The 17,694-nt window shown below is 65.9% G+C and carries 12 protein-coding genes and 1 pseudogene; 10 read left to right on the top strand and 3 right to left on the bottom strand.

Annotated elements, in window-relative coordinates; genetic code table 11:
* Window positions 1–351 precede the first annotated feature (351 nt).
* From rpsA to ABIB78_RS24495, 10 genes and pseudogenes are all read left to right on the top strand, one after another.
* A complete protein-coding gene (gene rpsA / locus ABIB78_RS24540) occupies window positions 352–2,061 on the top strand; it encodes a 30S ribosomal protein S1 (RefSeq protein ID WP_429029167.1) in 1,710 nt (569 codons plus the stop codon).
* A 181-nt stretch (window positions 2,062–2,242) separates the two neighbouring features.
* Complete coding sequence (gene sppA, locus ABIB78_RS24535; RefSeq protein ID WP_429029166.1) at window positions 2,243–3,220, top strand: signal peptide peptidase SppA; 978 nt, start codon at window positions 2,243–2,245, stop codon at window positions 3,218–3,220.
* 174 nt (window positions 3,221–3,394) lie between these two features.
* Window positions 3,395–3,724 (top strand): integration host factor subunit beta, encoded by a 330-nt coding sequence (locus tag ABIB78_RS24530; protein WP_429029165.1) that lies wholly within the window; start codon window positions 3,395–3,397, stop codon window positions 3,722–3,724.
* Window positions 3,725–3,811: 87 nt separating this feature from the next.
* The gene (locus tag ABIB78_RS24525; RefSeq protein ID WP_429029164.1) at window positions 3,812–4,198 is read left to right on the top strand and encodes a LapA family protein; all 387 of its coding nucleotides are present in this window, start codon (window positions 3,812–3,814) and stop codon (window positions 4,196–4,198) included.
* Between the two features lie 76 nt (window positions 4,199–4,274).
* A pseudogene (locus ABIB78_RS24520) lies at window positions 4,275–4,925 on the top strand (phosphoribosylanthranilate isomerase); the annotation flags it as partial.
* Between the two features lie 181 nt (window positions 4,926–5,106).
* Window positions 5,107–6,324, top strand: coding sequence for a tryptophan synthase subunit beta (gene trpB, locus ABIB78_RS24515; RefSeq protein ID WP_429029163.1), 1,218 nt, complete (start codon window positions 5,107–5,109; stop codon window positions 6,322–6,324).
* Window positions 6,321–7,157 (top strand): tryptophan synthase subunit alpha, encoded by an 837-nt coding sequence (gene trpA / locus ABIB78_RS24510; protein ID WP_429029162.1) that lies wholly within the window; start codon window positions 6,321–6,323, stop codon window positions 7,155–7,157. The genes trpB and trpA overlap by 4 nt, the downstream gene beginning before the upstream one ends.
* 104 nt (window positions 7,158–7,261) lie before the next feature.
* Window positions 7,262–8,203 carry an acetyl-CoA carboxylase, carboxyltransferase subunit beta gene (gene accD / locus ABIB78_RS24505; RefSeq protein ID WP_429029161.1) on the top strand — a complete coding sequence of 314 codons (942 nt, stop codon included), beginning with the start codon at window positions 7,262–7,264 and terminating at the stop codon, window positions 8,201–8,203.
* A gap of 95 nt (window positions 8,204–8,298) precedes the next feature.
* Window positions 8,299–9,543 (top strand): bifunctional folylpolyglutamate synthase/dihydrofolate synthase, encoded by a 1,245-nt coding sequence (locus ABIB78_RS24500; RefSeq protein ID WP_429029233.1) that lies wholly within the window; start codon window positions 8,299–8,301, stop codon window positions 9,541–9,543.
* A gap of 153 nt (window positions 9,544–9,696) precedes the next feature.
* A complete protein-coding gene (locus ABIB78_RS24495) occupies window positions 9,697–10,437 on the top strand; it encodes a metallophosphoesterase family protein (RefSeq protein WP_429029160.1) in 741 nt (246 codons plus the stop codon).
* A gap of 194 nt (window positions 10,438–10,631) precedes the next feature.
* Here ABIB78_RS24495 and trxA read toward each other — a convergent pair whose 3' ends face one another.
* The 3 genes from trxA to addB all read right to left on the bottom strand — a co-directional run bounded on the left by trxA (window position 10,632) and on the right by addB (window position 17,685).
* Complete coding sequence (gene trxA / locus ABIB78_RS24490; RefSeq protein ID WP_016847387.1) at window positions 10,632–10,952, bottom strand: thioredoxin; 321 nt, start codon at window positions 10,950–10,952, stop codon at window positions 10,632–10,634.
* Window positions 10,953–11,068: 116 nt separating this feature from the next.
* Entirely contained in the window at window positions 11,069–14,545 is a 3,477-nt protein-coding gene (addA, locus tag ABIB78_RS24485; RefSeq protein ID WP_429029159.1) for a double-strand break repair helicase AddA, read from the bottom strand.
* Window positions 14,539–17,685, bottom strand: a complete 3,147-nt coding sequence (addB, locus tag ABIB78_RS24480; RefSeq protein WP_429029158.1) for a double-strand break repair protein AddB — start codon at window positions 17,683–17,685, stop codon at window positions 14,539–14,541. Before addB ends, addA begins: the two co-directional genes overlap by 7 nt.
* Window positions 17,686–17,694: the final 9 nt, after the last annotated feature.

The raw sequence follows: 17,694 nt of genomic DNA, 5'->3' as shown, positions 1-17,694 counted from the left end.
CCCGAAAACCCAGCAAAATTGGGCATTTCCTGCTTGCTGAAAGCGGCTTACAGGGCTATATCAGCGCCGTTCGGAGCGCCATCGACGATGTCGAGGCCGTGTCTGAGCGGGCCGGCGCCGGGTTTGAGCCCTCGCCGCATCTGGAGGAACGCCCGCTCCCAGGTCCTTGAAGTCGATATTTTCGTTTCAGGCTCCGGATCATTCAAACGTACCGAACGTGCAGTTTTGCTGCCGGCCCGCTGTTGCACCTCCTGCAATGAGCGGTCGTCAGGGTTTGCGGAACCCTGACACTTCACGCGCGGTGCGCCCATCAACCCGAACGGCCGGCAAGATCCCGCATTTGGAGAACAAATGGCTTCGAATACTGTGTCTTCCTATACCCCGACCCGCGACGACTTCGCGGCGATGCTTGATGAATCCTTTGCCGGCGGCAATTTGCAGGAAAGCTCTGTCATCAAGGGCAAGGTGGTTGCAATTGAGAAGGACATGGCCGTCATCGACGTCGGCCTGAAGACTGAGGGCCGCGTCGCGCTGCGCGAATTCGCTGGCCCCGGCCGTGAAAGCGATCTGAAGGTTGGTGACGAAGTCGAGGTGTTTCTCGACCGGATCGAGAATGCGCTCGGCGAAGCCGTGCTGTCGCGCGACAAGGCGCGCCGCGAGGAAAGCTGGGGCAAGCTCGAGAAGGCGTTCCAGAACAACGAAAAGGTCAACGGCGTTATCTTCAACCAGGTCAAGGGCGGCTTCACGGTCGACCTCGACGGTGCGGTGGCCTTCCTGCCGCGCTCGCAGGTCGACATTCGTCCGATCCGCGACGTCGCGCCGCTGATGAACAATTCGCAGCCGTTCCAGATCCTCAAGATGGACCGCCGCCGCGGCAACATCGTGGTGTCGCGCCGCACGGTTCTCGAAGAGACCCGCGCCGAGCAGCGCCAGGAGCTGGTGCAGAACCTCGAAGAGGGTCAGGTGATCGACGGCGTGGTCAAGAACATCACCGATTACGGTGCGTTCGTTGATCTCGGCGGCATCGACGGCCTGCTGCACGTGACCGATATCGCCTGGCGCCGCGTCAATCACCCGACCGAGGTGCTGACCATCGGCCAGACGGTGAAGGTCAAGATCATCAAGATCAACCACGAGACGCACCGCATCTCGCTCGGCATGAAGCAGCTGCTTGATGATCCGTGGCAGGGCATTGAAGCCAAGTACCCGCTGGGTGCCCGCTTCACCGGCCGCGTCACCAACATCACCGACTACGGCGCGTTCGTCGAGCTCGAGCCGGGCATCGAAGGCCTGATCCACGTCTCCGAGATGTCGTGGACCAAGAAGAACATGCACCCCGGCAAGATCGTGTCGACCTCGCAGGAAGTCGAAGTGCAGGTGCTGGAAGTGGATTCGGTCAAACGCCGCATCTCCCTCGGTCTCAAGCAGACCATGCGCAATCCCTGGGAAGTCTTCGTCGAGAAGTTCCCGGTCGGCTCGACCGTCGAAGGCGAGGTCAAGAACAAGACCGAATTCGGTCTGTTCCTTGGTCTCGACGGCGATGTCGACGGCATGGTCCACCTCTCCGACCTCGACTGGAAGCTTCCGGGCGAGCAGGTCATCGACAACTTCAAGAAGGGTGACGTGGTCAAGGCCGTGGTGCTCGATGTCGATGTCGAAAAGGAGCGCATTTCCCTCGGCGTCAAGCAACTTGAAGGCGACCCCTTCGCCGAACCGGGCGACGTCAAGAAGGGCGCGGTCGTGACCTGCGAAGTGCTCGAAGTGAAGGAAAGCGGCATCGAGGTCCGGATCTCCGGCACCGAGTTCACCACCTTCATCAAGCGGTCAGAGCTGGCCCGCGACCGCAACGACCAGCGCGCCGAGCGCTTCGCCGTCGGCGAGAAGGTCGATGCCCGCGTCATCCAGTTCGACAAGAAGGCCCGCAAGGTGCAGGTCTCGATCAAGGCGCTGGAAGTCGCCGAAGAGAAGGAAGCCATCGCGCAGTACGGCTCCTCCGATTCGGGTGCGACGCTTGGCGACATCCTCGGCACCGCGCTGAAGAACCGCGGTACCGACAAGTAAGCATTCGCTCGATTCAGGCGAACAATCGGGCCCCGGCGCAAGCCGGGGCCCTTTTGTTTGCCGAACTACGGGCCTTGTTTTCTTCATATTGCATCGCAATTGATGTATTTGGCTAAGCTGATAGTGACGCTGCGACTGCAAAACGCGCGGGTTGTGCGCTGACCATTTCTGGAGAGATCTGATGTCGCTGGATTCGGACGTGATCGTCGACCGCCGCCGTATCAGACGCAAGCTGACGTTCTGGCGCGTGGCCGCTGCGGTCATCGCAATCGCGGCCGTAGTGGGCGTGGGCGTGGTCGCCGCCGGCGGACGCGGCACCTTTTCGACGTCGAACACGATCGCGCGGATCAATATCGAGGGATTGATCCGCAGCGACCAGGAGCGCGTCGAGGCGCTGGAGCGGCTCGGCAAGTCGAGCTATGCGGCCGTTGTCGTGCACATCAATTCGCCCGGCGGTACCACCGCGGGCTCCGAGCAGCTCTACGACTCGCTGATGCAGTTGAAGGCGAAGAAGCCGCTCGTCGTCGTGGTCGAGGGCTTGGCCGCCTCGGGCGGCTACATCACGGCTGTCGCCTCCGACCATATTGTCGCCCAGCAGACCTCGCTGGTCGGCTCGATCGGCGTGCTCTTCCAGTTTCCGAACGTTTCGGAATTGCTCAAGACCGTCGGCGTGAAGATGGAGGAGATCAAATCCTCGCCGTTGAAGGCAGCGCCCAACGGCTTTGAGCCGACCAGCCCCGAGGCCCGCGCCGCGATCGACGGTCTGGTCAAGGACTCCTATGCATGGTTCCGTGGATTGGTGAAGGAGCGGCGCGGCATGGACGACGCTCTGCTGGACAAAGTCGCTGATGGCCGCGTCTTTACCGGTCGGCAGGCGGTCGATCTCAAGCTGATCGATCAACTAGGAGATGAAAAGACCGCGATCGCTTGGCTGGTTGCGGAGAAGAACGTCAAAAGCGACCTGCCGGTGCGCACTTACAAGCTTAACCCGCGACTCAGCGACCTGACCTTCCTGCGCACCGCGGCGTCCATGACGCTCGATGCGCTCGGCCTTGGCGCCATCGCGCGGCGGATCGAGCAGGGTGGCGTGGCCCAGGCGGTCGACCGGTTCGGGCTCGACGGCATGCTGGCGCTGTGGACCCCGGGAGGAACCGACTAGTCGGCTGCGAAAGGCGTGCTGATCAGGGTATTCTCGCTCTGCGGGAATCGCCGCATGCCCCAATTGGGCTATTTGTCACGTGATTTCACGACGGCCTAAATCGATTTAGCGTCTTGACAGTGCACGGCATTTTCACGGAAATGGACTTCCGCAAGAGCCCGGATCCCACTTTCGATGATTAAATCCGAACTTGTTCAGCGTATCGCCGAGCACAACCCGCACCTCTATCAGCGGGATGTCGAGAATATTGTGAATGCGATTCTCGATGAAATCGTCGCGGCGCTGGCGCGTGGCGACCGCGTCGAGCTGCGCGGTTTTGGCGCATTCTCGGTGAAGCATCGCCCGGCTCGCGCCGGCCGCAATCCGCGCACCGGCGAGCATGTGCCGGTCGATCAGAAGAGCGTGCCGTTCTTCAAGACCGGCAAGGAGATGCGCGAGCGTCTCAACCGCGACGTGACCGAGGTGGGAGCCTCCAAGATCGACGCGCCCAAGGCTGACGCCTAACAAGGCTGACGCCTGGGGCGCGACGACAGGCGTTGCCGTGCTGCGGGCGATGTGTCCGCACTTTCTCCAGCGCTGCGAGAGATGGTCATGCGAAGGTTTTTCACGGCAGTGGTCGTCATTCCGCTCGGACTGATCTTCATCATTTTTGCAGTCGCCAACCGTCACTGGGTGACGGTGTCGTTTGATCCCTTCAACTCCGTGACGCCGACGGTCGCGGTCACACTGCCGCTGTTCGTCGTCATCATCGCCTCCGCGATATCAGGCGTGATCGCGGGCGGCATCGCGACCTGGTTCCGGCAGGGGCGTTGGCGCCGCGCCGCCCGGCAGCACGAGGCCGACGTCCGCCACGTCCGCGCCGAGCTCGCCGACCTCAGGGCCGCCGCCTCCCGGGGCGACGCGCAGCGTCGTTCGGCCCCGGCCCAACTCGGCTTTTACGGGCCCAATGGGCGAGACAAGCAGGGCGCGACGTTGTAGAACCCGCCCCGTCGGACCGGGCCCAGCCCTGTTCCGGCCGCCCGAAAACCCGTTTTCAGAGACCCGTTTCGAGACCATGCCCCTGCTCGTCAAAATCTGCGGCCTGTCCACGCGCGAGACGCTCGACGTCGCGCTTGAGGGCGGTGCTGACATGGTGGGGTTCGTGTTCTTCTCCCCGTCGCCGCGCCATATCAGCCTCGAGACCGCGCGCGAGCTCGGCAAGCAGGCTACCGGCCGCGCCGTCAAGGTCGCGCTATCAGTCGATGCCGACGACGCGACCCTGGAAAACATCATCGAGACGCTCCGGCCGGATATCCTGCAATTGCACGGCAAGGAGACCACGGCGCGACTGCGCGACATCAAGCAGAAGTTCGGCCTGCCGCTGATGAAGGCGCTGCCTGTCGAGACATCAGCCGACCTCGCCCCGTTGCCGGGCTATGCCGGCGTCGCCGACCGCATCCTGTTCGATGCCCACGCGCCGAAGGATGCCACGCGGCCGGGCGGTCTCGGCGCGCCCTTCGATTGGCACGTGCTGGAAAATCTCGATCTCGCGCTGCCCTTTATGGTCTCCGGCGGGCTCAACGCCGGTAACGTCGCCGAGGCTGTCCGCGTCACCCGGGCCGGCGGCGTCGACGTGTCGTCGGGCGTCGAGCGCACGCCCGGCGTCAAGGATCCCGAGCTGATCCGCGCCTTCATCCGCGCCGCACGCGCAACCGATCCCACTTCACCTCTCCCCGTTTACGGGGAGAGGTCGGATCGCGTTGGCGATCCGGGTGAGGGGCAGCCTCCGCGGTCACAACTCTCAACCAATTTGAGGCGAGAGCCCCTCACCCCGACCCTCTCCCCGCAAGGGCGGGGCGAGGGAGACGAGGCGACGTCGCTCAACGACATAAAGAACTGATAGTTCGATGAATCAAAACCTCCGCAATTCCTTCCGCAGCGGCCCCGACGAGCGCGGGCATTTCGGCATTTTCGGCGGACGCTTCGTCGCGGAAACGCTGATGCCGCTGATCCTCGATCTCGAGAAGGCCTATGCCGACGCCAAGGCCGATCCGGCGTTCCAGGCCGAGATGAACGTCTACCTGAAGGACTATGTCGGCCGGCCCTCGCCGCTCTATTTCGCAGAACGGCTCACCGAGCATCTCGGCGGCGCCAAGATCTATCTAAAGCGCGAGGAGCTCAACCACACCGGTTCGCACAAGGTCAACAACGTGCTCGGCCAGATCATGGTCGCGCGCCGCATGGGCAAGAAGCGCATCATCGCCGAGACCGGCGCCGGCCAGCATGGCGTGGCGACGGCGACGCTGTGCGCGCGCTTCGGGCTCGAATGCGTGGTCTACATGGGCGCGGTCGACGTCGAGCGGCAGCAGCCGAACGTAATCCGCATGGAGATGCTGGGCGCCAAGGTCATCCCGGTGCAGTCGGGCGCGCGCACGCTGAAGGACGCCATGAACGACGCGCTGCGCGATTGGGTCACCAACGTGCACAACACCTTCTATTGCATCGGCACGGTGGCGGGCCCGCATCCCTATCCGATGATGGTGCGCGACTTCCAGTCGATCATCGGCCACGAGACGCGCAAGCAGATGCAGGAGGCCGAGGGCCGGCTACCGGACTCGCTGATCGCCTGCATCGGCGGCGGCTCCAATGCGATGGGTCTGTTCCATCCGTTCCTCGACGATCCCTCGGTCGAGATCTTCGGTGTCGAAGCGGCCGGTCACGGGCTGACGCAGCTGCATGCCGCCTCGCTCGCCGGCGGGCGTCCCGGCGTGCTGCACGGTAACCGCACCTATCTTTTGATGGACGCCGACGGACAGATCGAGGAAGCGCATTCGATCTCGGCGGGCCTCGACTATCCCGGGATCGGCCCCGAGCACGCCTGGCTGCACGAGACCGGCCGCGTGAAATATCTCTCGGCGACCGACGAGGAGGCACTGGCCGCATTCCAGCTGCTGTCGCGGCTGGAGGGCATCATCCCGGCGCTGGAATCCGCACACGCCATCGCGAAATTATCCGAACTCGCGCCGCAGCGGCCGAAGGATCACCTGATGGTGGTCAACCTCTCGGGCCGCGGCGACAAGGACGTGCCGCAGGTCGGCGACATCTTGAAGGGCAGGAAGAAGTGAGCACCCGTATCGACGCACGTTTCGCCGAGCTGAGACAGCAGGGCCGCTCCGCCTTCGTCACCTTCGTGATGGCCGGCGATCCCGACGCTAGGACGTCGCTCGACATCCTCAAGGCGCTGCCCAAGGCCGGCGCCGACGTTATCGAGATCGGCATGCCCTTCACCGATCCGATGGCCGACGGCCCGTCGATCCAGGCCGCGGGCCTGCGCGCGCTCAAGGGCGGCATGACGCTGCGAAAGACGCTGGCGATGGTCGGCGACTTCCGCAAGGACGACAATGCCACGCCGATCGTGCTGATGGGCTACTACAATCCGATCTACATCTATGGCGTCGACACCTTCCTGGCCGACGCCAAGACGGCCGGCGTCGACGGCCTGATCATCGTCGACCTGCCACCGGAGGAAGACACCGAGCTCTGCATCCCCGCGATGAAGGCCGGGCTGAACTTCATCCGGCTGGCGACACCGACCACCGATGACAAGCGCCTGCCGGCGGTGCTCGCGAACACCTCGGGCTTTGTCTACTACGTCTCGATCACCGGCATCACCGGCAGCGCGGCGGCCGACTCGGACGCGGTTGCGGAAGCGGTCGCCCGCATCAAGCGGCACACCAAGCTGCCGGTCTGCGTCGGCTTCGGCATCCGCACCCCGGAGGCGGCGCGCGCGATCGCCGAAAGCGCCAACGGCGCCGTGGTCGGCACCGCGATCGTCGATGCGGTGCGCGCGAATCTCGATGCCGGGGGCCGCGCGACGCCGAAGACCGTGAGCGCGGTGGCGGACCTGGTGTCCGCGCTGGCGCAGGGGGTCCGGGGCGCCAAGCAGGCCGCTGAATAAGCCACATTTTGCGGCAACAAGGCCGCCGACGGCGGCTTGCCGGGTTCGTCCGGCCCGCCATATATCCAGCTGGTGCGGGACCGACCCGCATTTCGGAGCGAACCATGAACTGGCTCACCAACGTCGTCCGGCCGAAGATCCGCAACATCCTGCGTCGCGAGACGCCGGAAAACCTCTGGATCAAGTGCCCGGATTCCGGGCAGCTCGTGTTCTACAAGGACGTCGAGGCCAACCAGTTCGTGATCCCCGGCTCGAACTACCACATGCGGATGGGCGCGGTGGCGCGGCTGAAGTCGATCTTCGACAACGAGACCTGGTTCGACGTTGCGTTGCCCGAGGTGACGCCCGACCCGCTGAAGTTCCGCGACGAGCGCAAATATGTCGACCGCATCAAGGACGCCCGCACCAAGACCGGGCTGAACGATGCGATCAAGGTCGGCTACGGCAAGCTCGAAGGCGCCGGCGTCGTGGTCGCGGTGCAGGATTTCGATTTCATGGGCGGCTCGCTCGGCATGGCCGCCGGTGAAGCGATGGTGCGCGGGCTTGAGCTCGCGGTCGAGAAGAAGTCGCCCTTCATCGTGTTCGCCGCATCCGGCGGCGCGCGGATGCAGGAAGGCATTCTGTCACTGATGCAGATGCCGCGTACCACCGTCGGCGTGCAGATGCTGCGCGAGGCACGCCAGCCCTATATCGTGGTGCTGACCAATCCGACGACCGGCGGCGTCACCGCATCCTATGCGATGCTCGGCGATATCCAGATCGCCGAGCCCGGTGCGCTGATCGGCTTTGCCGGCGCGCGCGTGATCGAGCAGACTATCCGCGAGAAGCTGCCCGACGGTTTTCAGCGTGCCGAATATCTGCGCGAGCACGGCATGGTCGACATGGTCGTGCATCGCCACGACATGAGGGCCACACTGGCGCGGCTGTGCCGCCTGCTGACCAAGGCACCGGCGCTTGAAACCGCATCGAAGCCCACCGCCCCGGTCACCGAGCCGGCCCAGATCGTCACGGCCCCGGAGACGGTGCCGGCCGCGCCGCACGCGTGACCGGAAGCGCCGCCCCATCACAACCCTCGTTCGAGGCGTTGATCGCGCGGATATCGGCGCTGCATCCCAAGCGCATCGATCTCAGCCTCGATCGGATGCGCGGCCTGATGGAGCGGCTCGATCATCCCGAGCGCAAGCTGCCGCCGGTGATCCATGTCGCCGGCACCAACGGCAAGGGCTCGACCATCGCCTATCTGCGCGCGATCCTGGAAGCATCAGGCCTGCGCGTGCACGTCTTCACCTCGCCCTACCTGGTGCGGATCAACGAATGCTACCGGCTGGGCGCGACCGGCGGCGGCAAGCTCGTCGGCGATGATGAGCTGCGCGCGACGTTCGAATATTGCGAACGTATCAACGCCGGCAACCCCATCACCATCTTCGAGATGGAAACGGCGGTGGCGTTCTGCCTGTTCGCGAAGCATCCGGCCGACGTCGCGCTGCTCGAGGTCGGCCTCGGCGGCCGGCTTGATTCCACCAATGTGGTCGAGACGCCGCTCGCCTCGGTGATCGCGCCGGTCAGCATGGACCACATGGAATTCCTCGGTGACACACTGACGGCGATCGCCGGCGAGAAGGCCGCGATCATCAAGCGCAAGGTGCCGGTGGTCTGCGCCGAGCAGGCGCCGGACGCGATGGCGGTAATCGAGGCGGAGGCGAACCGCATGCGCGCGCCGCTGCATGCCGCCGGCCAGCAATGGCATGTCGGCGTCGAGCGCGGCCGGCTGGTCTATCAGGACGAGCGCGGCTTGCTGGATCTCGCCGCGCCAAAGCTGTTCGGCCGGCACCAATTCGACAATGCGGGCCTTGCGATTGCAACGTTGCGGGCGATCGACACGTTCAAGCTCAACATCGCGGCCTATGAGGCCGGCATCGTCAATGCGGAATGGCCGGCGCGAATGCAGCGTCTGGTCTCCGGCGCGCTGGTCTGCCAGGGGCCGCAGGGCTCAGAGGTCTGGCTCGATGGCGGCCACAATGCCGAGGGCGGCCGCGTTGCGGCCGCGGCGCTCGGCGATCTCGAGGAGCGCGTGTCGCGGCCGCTGGTCGTGATAACAGGCATGATGGCCAACAAGGACGCCGATGCTTTCCTTGCCAATTTCGCCGGGCTGACGCGCCACATCATCGCAGTCCCGGTGCCCGGCCGCGACAACGGCATGCCACCCGACCGGGTGGCGGACGCGGCGCGTGCGCTCGGCATGCGGGTCGAGATCGCGAGCGGCGTCGACGCCGCGTTGCAGCGGCTTGCCACGCTGGCCTACGAGGTGCCGCCGCGCATCCTGATCACCGGCTCGCTGTATCTTGCCGGTCCCGTGCTTGCGGCCAACGGCACGCCTCCTGCATAAGTGGTCCCGCGTCCCGGATGCGGTGCGCACCAGAGCCATTTCCGCTCCGATTGAATCGGAACGGAAAGGGCTCCGGATCTTTGTTTGACGCGTTTTCTTCACGCGAACCGGTACCCACTTCGCTCAAAAACGCTGCTGGGAGGACGAGACACCATGCGTTTTGCAGCGATCGCCGACGTGCACGGCAACCATCTCGCGCTTGAAGCCGTGCTGTCAGACATTCGTGCGCAGGGCATTTCCGACATCGTCGATCTCGGAGATATGGTGAGCGGGCCGCTCGACGCGCGGCCGACGATCGACACGCTGATGGAGCTCGATGCGGTCCATCTGCTCGGCAATCACGACCGCTACCTGATCGACCGCCCGCACGGGAAAATGGGCTCCTGGGAGCGGCTGACCTACACCCAGCTTGAACCGCGGCATCTCGACTGGCTGCGCACGCTGCCGGCGAATTCGGTCTATCGCGATGAGGTTTTCCTCTGTCACGCAACGCCCAATGATGACGAAACCTACTGGCTCGAGACGGTGCTGCCGAGCGGCGAGGTCTGCATGTCCACTCTGGAAGCGATCGAGGCGAAGGCGGCCGGCGTGACGCAATCACTGATCCTCTGCGCGCATACCCACATCGCCCGCGCAGTGCGGCTGCGCGACGGCCGGCTGATCGTCAATCCCGGCAGCGTCGGCTCTCCCGGCTATCGCGCCGGCAAGCCGCATCCGCATGTCGTCGAGGCCGGTTCGCCCGATGCGCGCTATGCGATCCTCGAACGGGTCGATGGTGACTGGGACGTGACCTTCCGCCACATCCCGTACGATCACGAGGCGATGCCGGCGCTGGCGCGGCGCAATGGCCAGCCGGAGCTGGCGTCGGCGCTCGCAACGGGATGGATCAGGTAATCCGCCCATCGTGCAGCTTTCGTCACACGCGGGCTTGACCCGTGTGTCCATCAATCTTCGCAAGAACCTCTTTTCCAAAGCGGATGGATGGCCGGGTCAAGCCCGGCCACGACGAGCCAGAATCAATCGGCTCACGCAAAAACAAACGGCCAGCTTTCGCCGGCCGTTTCACAAATCAGCTAATTCGAAGCGGATCAGACCGCAGCGGTGATCCACTGCTGCAACTTCGCCTTCGGAGCGGCACCGACCTGACGGGACGCCATCTCGCCGCCCTTGAAGATCATCAGGGTCGGGATCGACATCACGCCATACTTCGATGCGGTCTTCGGGCTCTCGTCGACGTTGAGCTTCACGATCTTGACCTTATCGCCCATCGCGCCGGAAATCTCATCGAGAGCGGGCGCAATCATGCGGCAGGGGCCGCACCACTCGGCCCAGAAGTCGACGACCACTGGCCCGGTCGCCTTGAGCACTTCGGCTTCGAAATCGGCGTCAGAAACCTTGCCAACGGCCATGTGAGTACCTCGTTCGGTTGAGACAAAAGGGCGCGGTGGAGAATCGCGCCCGGGAGCATGGGGCAAACGTATGAACGCCCCCTTGCCGGGTCAAGCTTGCTCACGCCGACATGACCTTATGCCAGCCCGGCGTCCAGCGCGGGGGCAGAAATCTCCATGATTTCAGGTGTTTCAGTCCAGAGCAGGGCCGCCCGGACGGGCAGCTGGGGATAAAGCTTTGCAAGCACCGCGCGGTACAGCGCCAGTTGTCGGACATAGCCCCGCGGCGCCTCCGCGGCGGTCTTGGGCGGGGCGTGGTTGGTCTTGAAATCGACGATCAGGACGTCATTCGGCGTCACCACCAGCCGGTCGATCTGGCCCGAGACCAGCGCCTTCGGCTGGCCCGGCCGCTCCAGCCGTCCCACGATCGAGACCTCCGCGCGGCTGCCCGGCGCGAACACGGCGGCGAAGCGCGGATCGGCGATCAGCGCGAGCACCTGCTCCGCGAGCGCAGCGCGCTCCGCCTCGCTCCAACTGCCGGCATTGCGCGCGAGGTAGCCAAGCGCGGCGGTGCGCCGCCGTTCGGTGGCAACGTCGGGCAACGATTGCAGCAGGCGATGCACCAGCGTGCCGCGTTGCAGGGCGCGGGCGCGCAGCAGCACCGATTCGCCGGTTCGTATCGGATGGCTGTCGCCATCGGCCGGATCGGACGGGCGCAGCACGCCCGCGGCGGAAGCTTCGGGTGCAGCCGCGGTCCGCAGCCAGGACGGCAGCGCGATCGGTGCCGCCGCCGTCGATGCGGCCGCGCCGGTGAGATCGGCGACATCATCCGGCCGCGAATAGCGCATCACCTTGCCGGCTGGCGTGTTCTCTTCCTCGAGCTTGAGCCCGGCATTGGCGAGCCCCTTGGTGATGAGATCGTACCAGGAGGATTTCCGCACCGTGTTCATGTTGCCGGGCATGCAGCCGCCGACGATCAGCCGGTCGGCCGCGCGCGTCATCGCGACATAGAGCAGGCGGCGATATTCGTCCTCGGTGTCGCCGAGCATCGCCTTGCGCGCGTCGGCGACATTAGGGGGATCCTCGGCCTTCTTGCCCGCCCACACCACGACGCCGGGCGCATCCGGCGCGGCATTGCCCTGCGGCAGATGGATCAGCCGCAGCCGCTGCGTGTCCGACGGCGAGGTCGTGGTGTCGACCAGGAACACCACCGATGCCTCGAGGCCCTTGGCGCCGTGCACGGTCATCACGCGGACCTCGTCGCGCGAAATCTCCATGTCGCGCTTCACCTCGGTGTCGGCGGCGCGCAGCCAGGCGACAAAGCCCTGCAGCGAGGCCGGCGCCTTGCGCTCATAGCTCAGCGCAAGCTCGAGGAATTCGTCGAGCGCATCATTGGCCTCGTGGCCGAGCCGGCGCAGGATGCGCCCCCGTCCGCCGTCGCCGCCGAGCAGCCAGGCGTAGAAGGCGAACGGCGTCTCCTGGGTAAAGCGGCGCTCGCATTGTTCGAGGCGGCGCAGCGCGGCCGAGAATCGTTCGTCAGTCGGCGCCTGCGCGGTCAGTGCCTCGCGCAGCGAGCCGCGGCGCTGGTACGCCAGCTTGAACAGGTCGTCGTCGTCGAGGCCGAACAGCGGGCTCTTCAGCGCCACCGCGAGCGCAAGATCGTCCTGCGACAGCAGCAGCGCATCGGCGAGGTTCATCAGGTCTATGATCGCGATGTGCTCGGTCAGCTTCAGCCGGTCGGCGCCGGCGACCGGGATGTTGGCGTGCTTCAGCGCCTGGATCACCGCGTCGAAGGCGTTGCCGCGCCGTCGCACCAGGATCAGCATATCTCCGTAACGCAACGGTCGACGCCCGCCCGCGCTGCCGGTCATGGTGCCGCTGGTGACGAGGCGCTTGATCTCGGCCTGGATGCGCCGTGCGAGCTTCACCTCGGGGCTCGTCGCCGAGACGCCGTCGAACGGCGCGCGCCAGCCCTCGATGTCCTGGCGGTCATCGGCCACAGCGAGATCCCAGAGCTCGATCAGGCTGGGGCTGGCATCGGCCATCGCATTGTGGATCGGATAGCCGTTTTCGACCGCGTGAATGCTGCGAAAGATCTCCTGCTCGCGGAAGACATGGTCGACCGAATGCAGGATCACCGGTCCGGAGCGGAATGAATAGGTGAACGACACCGGATCGAACTTCAGCCCGGCTTCCTCGAACCGCCGCTTCAGCTCGCGCCGCCGCAGGTCGAATTCGCGTGGTGCGGCGCCCTGAAACGAGAAGATCGACTGCTTCTCGTCGCCGACCGCGAACACCGTGCGCACCAGGCCGTCGCGCGCGCCGGCGCCGGAGGTGAACTCCGCGATGATGTGCGCGACGATGTCCCATTGCCGCGGGCTGGTGTCCTGCGCCTCGTCGATCAGCACGTGATCGACGCCGCGGTCGAGCTTGTAATGCACCCAGCCCGACGAGACGCGGTCGAGCATCGCCAGCGTCTTGTCGATCAGGTCGTCGTAATCGAGCAGGCCGCGCTCCAGCTTCTCGCGCCGGTAATGCGCGGCCGCTGCGGTCGCGATGTGGATCAGCGCTTCAGTACGATCGCGTGCGACCACGGCGCGGCGGCGCTCGATTAACGGACCGAGGCGGTCGACCTCCGCCTCGAACCTGTGGCCCGCGACGGCATTCTTCTTGATGAAGCTGTTGGTGACGACAGACGCGCGCGGTGCGCGGTCATCGGTCAGGAAGACGCCGAGATATTCGTCGACCTGGGCTGCACCGGTAAAGGTCAGCGCGCTCCGCAGCCTCTCGGCCTGCTTCTGATCCGCCTTGCTGCTGGTGTCGAGGAGCGTGGCCAACTCCTTCCAGCTCGACCGCGGCAGGTTCGGCCCGTCGACGATCTCGCGTTCGACATCCTCGATGTGAATATCGGCGGAGACGCCGAGCGCAGCCGACATCTGCGCGGCGGCGGCCGCGGCGTTGCCGGCGGCATCGGTCCAGGCCATGAAATGATCGCGGCTGAGACAGGCTTCGCGGACCACGTCCTTGAAGGTGACGTCGGCAGCATTCGCCATCGCGGTCATCAGCGCGCGGCCGATCGGGCTGTCGGGATTGCGCGAGGCTTCGAGGAACACGGCGAGATTGGCGCGCTCCATCATCTCGTTCTGGTCGCGGTCGTCGAGCACGGCGAAGCGCGCCGGGACGTTGGCCTCGAACGGAAACTGCTGCAGCAGGCGGGTGCACAGCGCGTGGATGGTCTGCACCTTCAACCCGCCGGGCGTCTCCAGCGCGCAGGCAAACAGTTTTCGTGCCTCGCGCCGCAGCTTTGTATCTGGATGCGCGATGCCGGATTCGCGGATCGCCACGTTGAGCGCCTCGTCGTCGAGCGTCACCCAATGGCCGAGCGTCGTGAACACGCGTTCGGCCATGTTCGCCGCGGCGGCCTTGGTGAAGGTGATGCACAGGATCTTTTCCGGCGGCACGCCTGACAGCAGCAGGCGGATGACGCGCTGGACCAGCACATGCGTCTTGCCGGAGCCGGCATTGGCCGACACGAAGGTCGACGCCTTCGGATCGGATGCACGCGCCTGCGCCTCGCGCACCGCTGATGGGATGGGGCGGGGCGCTTTCACCATTCCTCGATCCCCAAACCGCCGGCCGCGGACCATTCCTTGATGCGCGCGAGGTCGTCATAGGCGCCGTAACGGTTGGCCCACATCGAGAGGTTCAGCGAGGTGTAGGCCTGCTGCTCGTCGTCGAATGCGCGGATCAAGGCTTCCAGCTTGTGCCGCGCGCTGTCGGCGGCTTCATCGGGCGGCTGCGGTGTGTCGTTGGTCTTGATCTTCAGTTCCAGCGAGCGCTGCTCACCCGGCGGGTTGTTGCCGCTCAGCCTGACATAGACGAGATCGCCAACTGAGGAATCCGCCGGAATGTCGGCAAAGCCGCCCTCGCGCAGGATCGCGGCTTCCAGTGTGAGCTGTGGCGACAGGCCCATGCGCACCTGCTTGCCGGTCGGCGGCTGGCCGGTCTTGTAGTCGAGGATCGCAAAGCTGCCGTCAGCATGCCGCTCGATGCGATCGGCGCGCGCGGAAAGCACGAACGTCCTGGCCTCGTCGAGGGGGATGCCGATCTCGCCGCGGATCTCGGCCTTGATCGAATCAATGCTGCCGCGCCGGGCCTGCTCCCATTCGGCAAACCACGCCGCGATGCGCTGGAAGCGCGGCCACCACAGCGCGCGCGCCTCGGGCCGCTCCATCAGCGGCGCGAAATATTTGCCACCGATCTCGCGCAGGGTGCGCACGGTGTCGGCGGGCAGCGCGTCGGCATAGACCTGCGTGAACTCGCCGAGCGCCTCGTGGATCGCCGAGCCGCGATCGGCTGCCGACAGCGGCATGTCGACCGGATCGAGCGGATCGAGCTTCAGGATATAGCGCGCATAGATCGTGTAGGGATCGCGCAGCCAGTCCTCGATCGCGGTGACCGACATTTTCAGCGGCCGCGCCTCGCGCGGGGGCCGCGGCTCCGGCTGCGGGATTGGCTGAACTGAGTCGGGCCGGTCGAGCTCGGCGGCGTATTGCACGTAAGCTTCGCCGGCCGATGTCGCGGCCTTCCAGCGCGCTTCGCCGGCAACCGCTTCGAGCCGGTGCAGGAAGCGCGAGGCGACCGCGGGCGCGCCGCCGACCTTGGCGGCGTGGGTGAGGATCACCTCGTCATGGCCGAGCAGCTGTGCAAAGTCGTGGGCGGAGAGGCCGATGCGCCGCTCGGGGAGATCGAGCCCGAGCTCGTGCCGCATCGGACGGCTCAGCCACGGATCGATCCGCGGCGCCGGCGGCCAGACGCCTTCGACCAGACCGCCGAGGATGACGCGATCCGACTCGGTCAGACGCGCTTCGAGCTGGCCGAAGATGTTGAGTTGCGCGCGCGCCGATTCTGGCCGTCGCACCATGCGGTCGGCGAACGCGGTCTGGAACACCTCGGGATAATCGGCGAGCGGCGTCATCAATCCGCTCGGCTGCTGCTTGGCGAGCAGCTCGTCGAAGGCAGACGCGAGAGAAGCCCCTGCGCGCTCCTCGAACACGATTGCGACACCGTTCTGGTCGGCCGACAGCGCCATCAGCGCCTCGCGATGACGCGCGGCCAGCTCGGCGAAGTCATAAGGCTTTGACGAGGCCATGCCTTCCAGCGGCGACAGCGCCGCCTGCAGTCTGGCGATCAAGTCCTGGGCCTGGTTGAGCTCATTGTCGCGCAGCCGGGCGCGCGGCTCCATGGCGTGCAGCGACGAGGTTTCGCCGCCATGCAGCTTGACGAGTTCGGCGCGGAAACGGGCGAAGTCGCGGGCGAGGCCGCTGGTCGCAGCTTGCGGCCGCGTGCCGCGCAACAGCGCGATCTCCAGCACCTCGATCGCGCGCTTCAGCGCGCCATGGGCGCCGCCGAGCCGGAACAGCGGATGCTTGAGCAGCGCGAGCAATGTCGGTGGCTCCAGGCCCTTGGCCGCGGCCTCGGCGGTGAGGCGGGCGAACACGCCGGCTGGCGTCTCCATCAGCGCGTCGCCGCCGGAATCGTCGAACTCCAGCTTCCAGCGGGTCAATGAGGCCATCACGCGGCGCGCCAGCGCGCGATCCGGTGTCACCAGCGCGGCCGATTTGCCGAGATGCCGCGCCTCGCGCATCGCAACCGCGATCGCCAGCGCTTCCATCTCGGGGTTGGGCGCCTGGACCACGGCAAGATTGGTCATCCCAGCAGAAATCCGCGCCACGATTTCGGGCCGCTCCAGCCGGTCGTGCCACTGCGCGGTCGCGGTCGAGGGACGCATCGTCTCCGACACCAGCACCTCGCGGCCGAGCGGCGCAGGCTCGGCAAGGCTCTCGACATCGCGGCGCTTGATGCCGAAGCGGTCGAGCAAGGCGTGCATCGCAAATTGCGGGTGGTTCGACGAGGGCGGCGTGGTGAATCTGCCGTCGTCGCCGCGTTCGCCGCCGATCGTGTCCCAGGAGTCCTCGTCGAGATCAGTGTCGAGACCGGGCAGTACCACGGCGCCGTTCGGAAGCTTCGCCACCGCATGGAGGAATTTTGCGGTGGCCGGCATCGAGCCGGTCGAACCGGCCGCGATCACCGGGCCGGCATGATGCGCGGTCAGTCGCGCCGCCTCCGCCTCGATCAGCTGGTCGCGGCGCGCCGCGGGCTCGATCCGGCCGATCTCCTTGAGGTAGTTCGGCCAAGCATCGCGCGCGATGCGCAGGAAGTCGAGCGAGTGCTGCCAGTATTTGTCGAGCTGGTCCGGCACCAGCCGGTCGAGCGCGCGCCAGTCGACTCCGCGCGTCACCATGTCGTCCATCAGCCGCGCCAGGTCGCCGGCGAGCTGCAGCGTCGAGGCCGGGCCGCCGACCACCAGCGGCGCCGATACCGGCGTCTTCGCCCAAGCCGCGACCAGATGCGCCAGCGTCAGCCGGCGCTCGAGCTCGCCGAGTCTCGGCGGGATCTCCAGCGGCGCAGCGCCGCCGACATCGTCGCCCTGGCCGGCGAAGGCGAGCTCGTCCTCATCGATCTCGCCGAGCGCGACGATGCGCGGCAGCACCACGGCGTCGGAATCGAGCACATCAAGGAAGATTTCGCGCGCCAGGCGTCCCGCGCGGCGGGTCGGCAGATAGAGCGTGGCATTGGCGAGCTTTGCCAGATCGTTGCGTGCCTCGAATCCCGCGACCAGCCGGCCGTCGACCAGCGCCGAGATGACGGTGCGCAGGAACGGCGCAGAAACGGGAACGCTGAAGATGCGCATGAGCTGCCT

Source organism: Bradyrhizobium sp. I1.14.4, from assembly GCF_050435825.1.
Lineage (GTDB): Bacteria > Pseudomonadota > Alphaproteobacteria > Rhizobiales > Xanthobacteraceae > Bradyrhizobium.
This window is presented reverse-complemented; position numbering and strand designations above follow the sequence as displayed.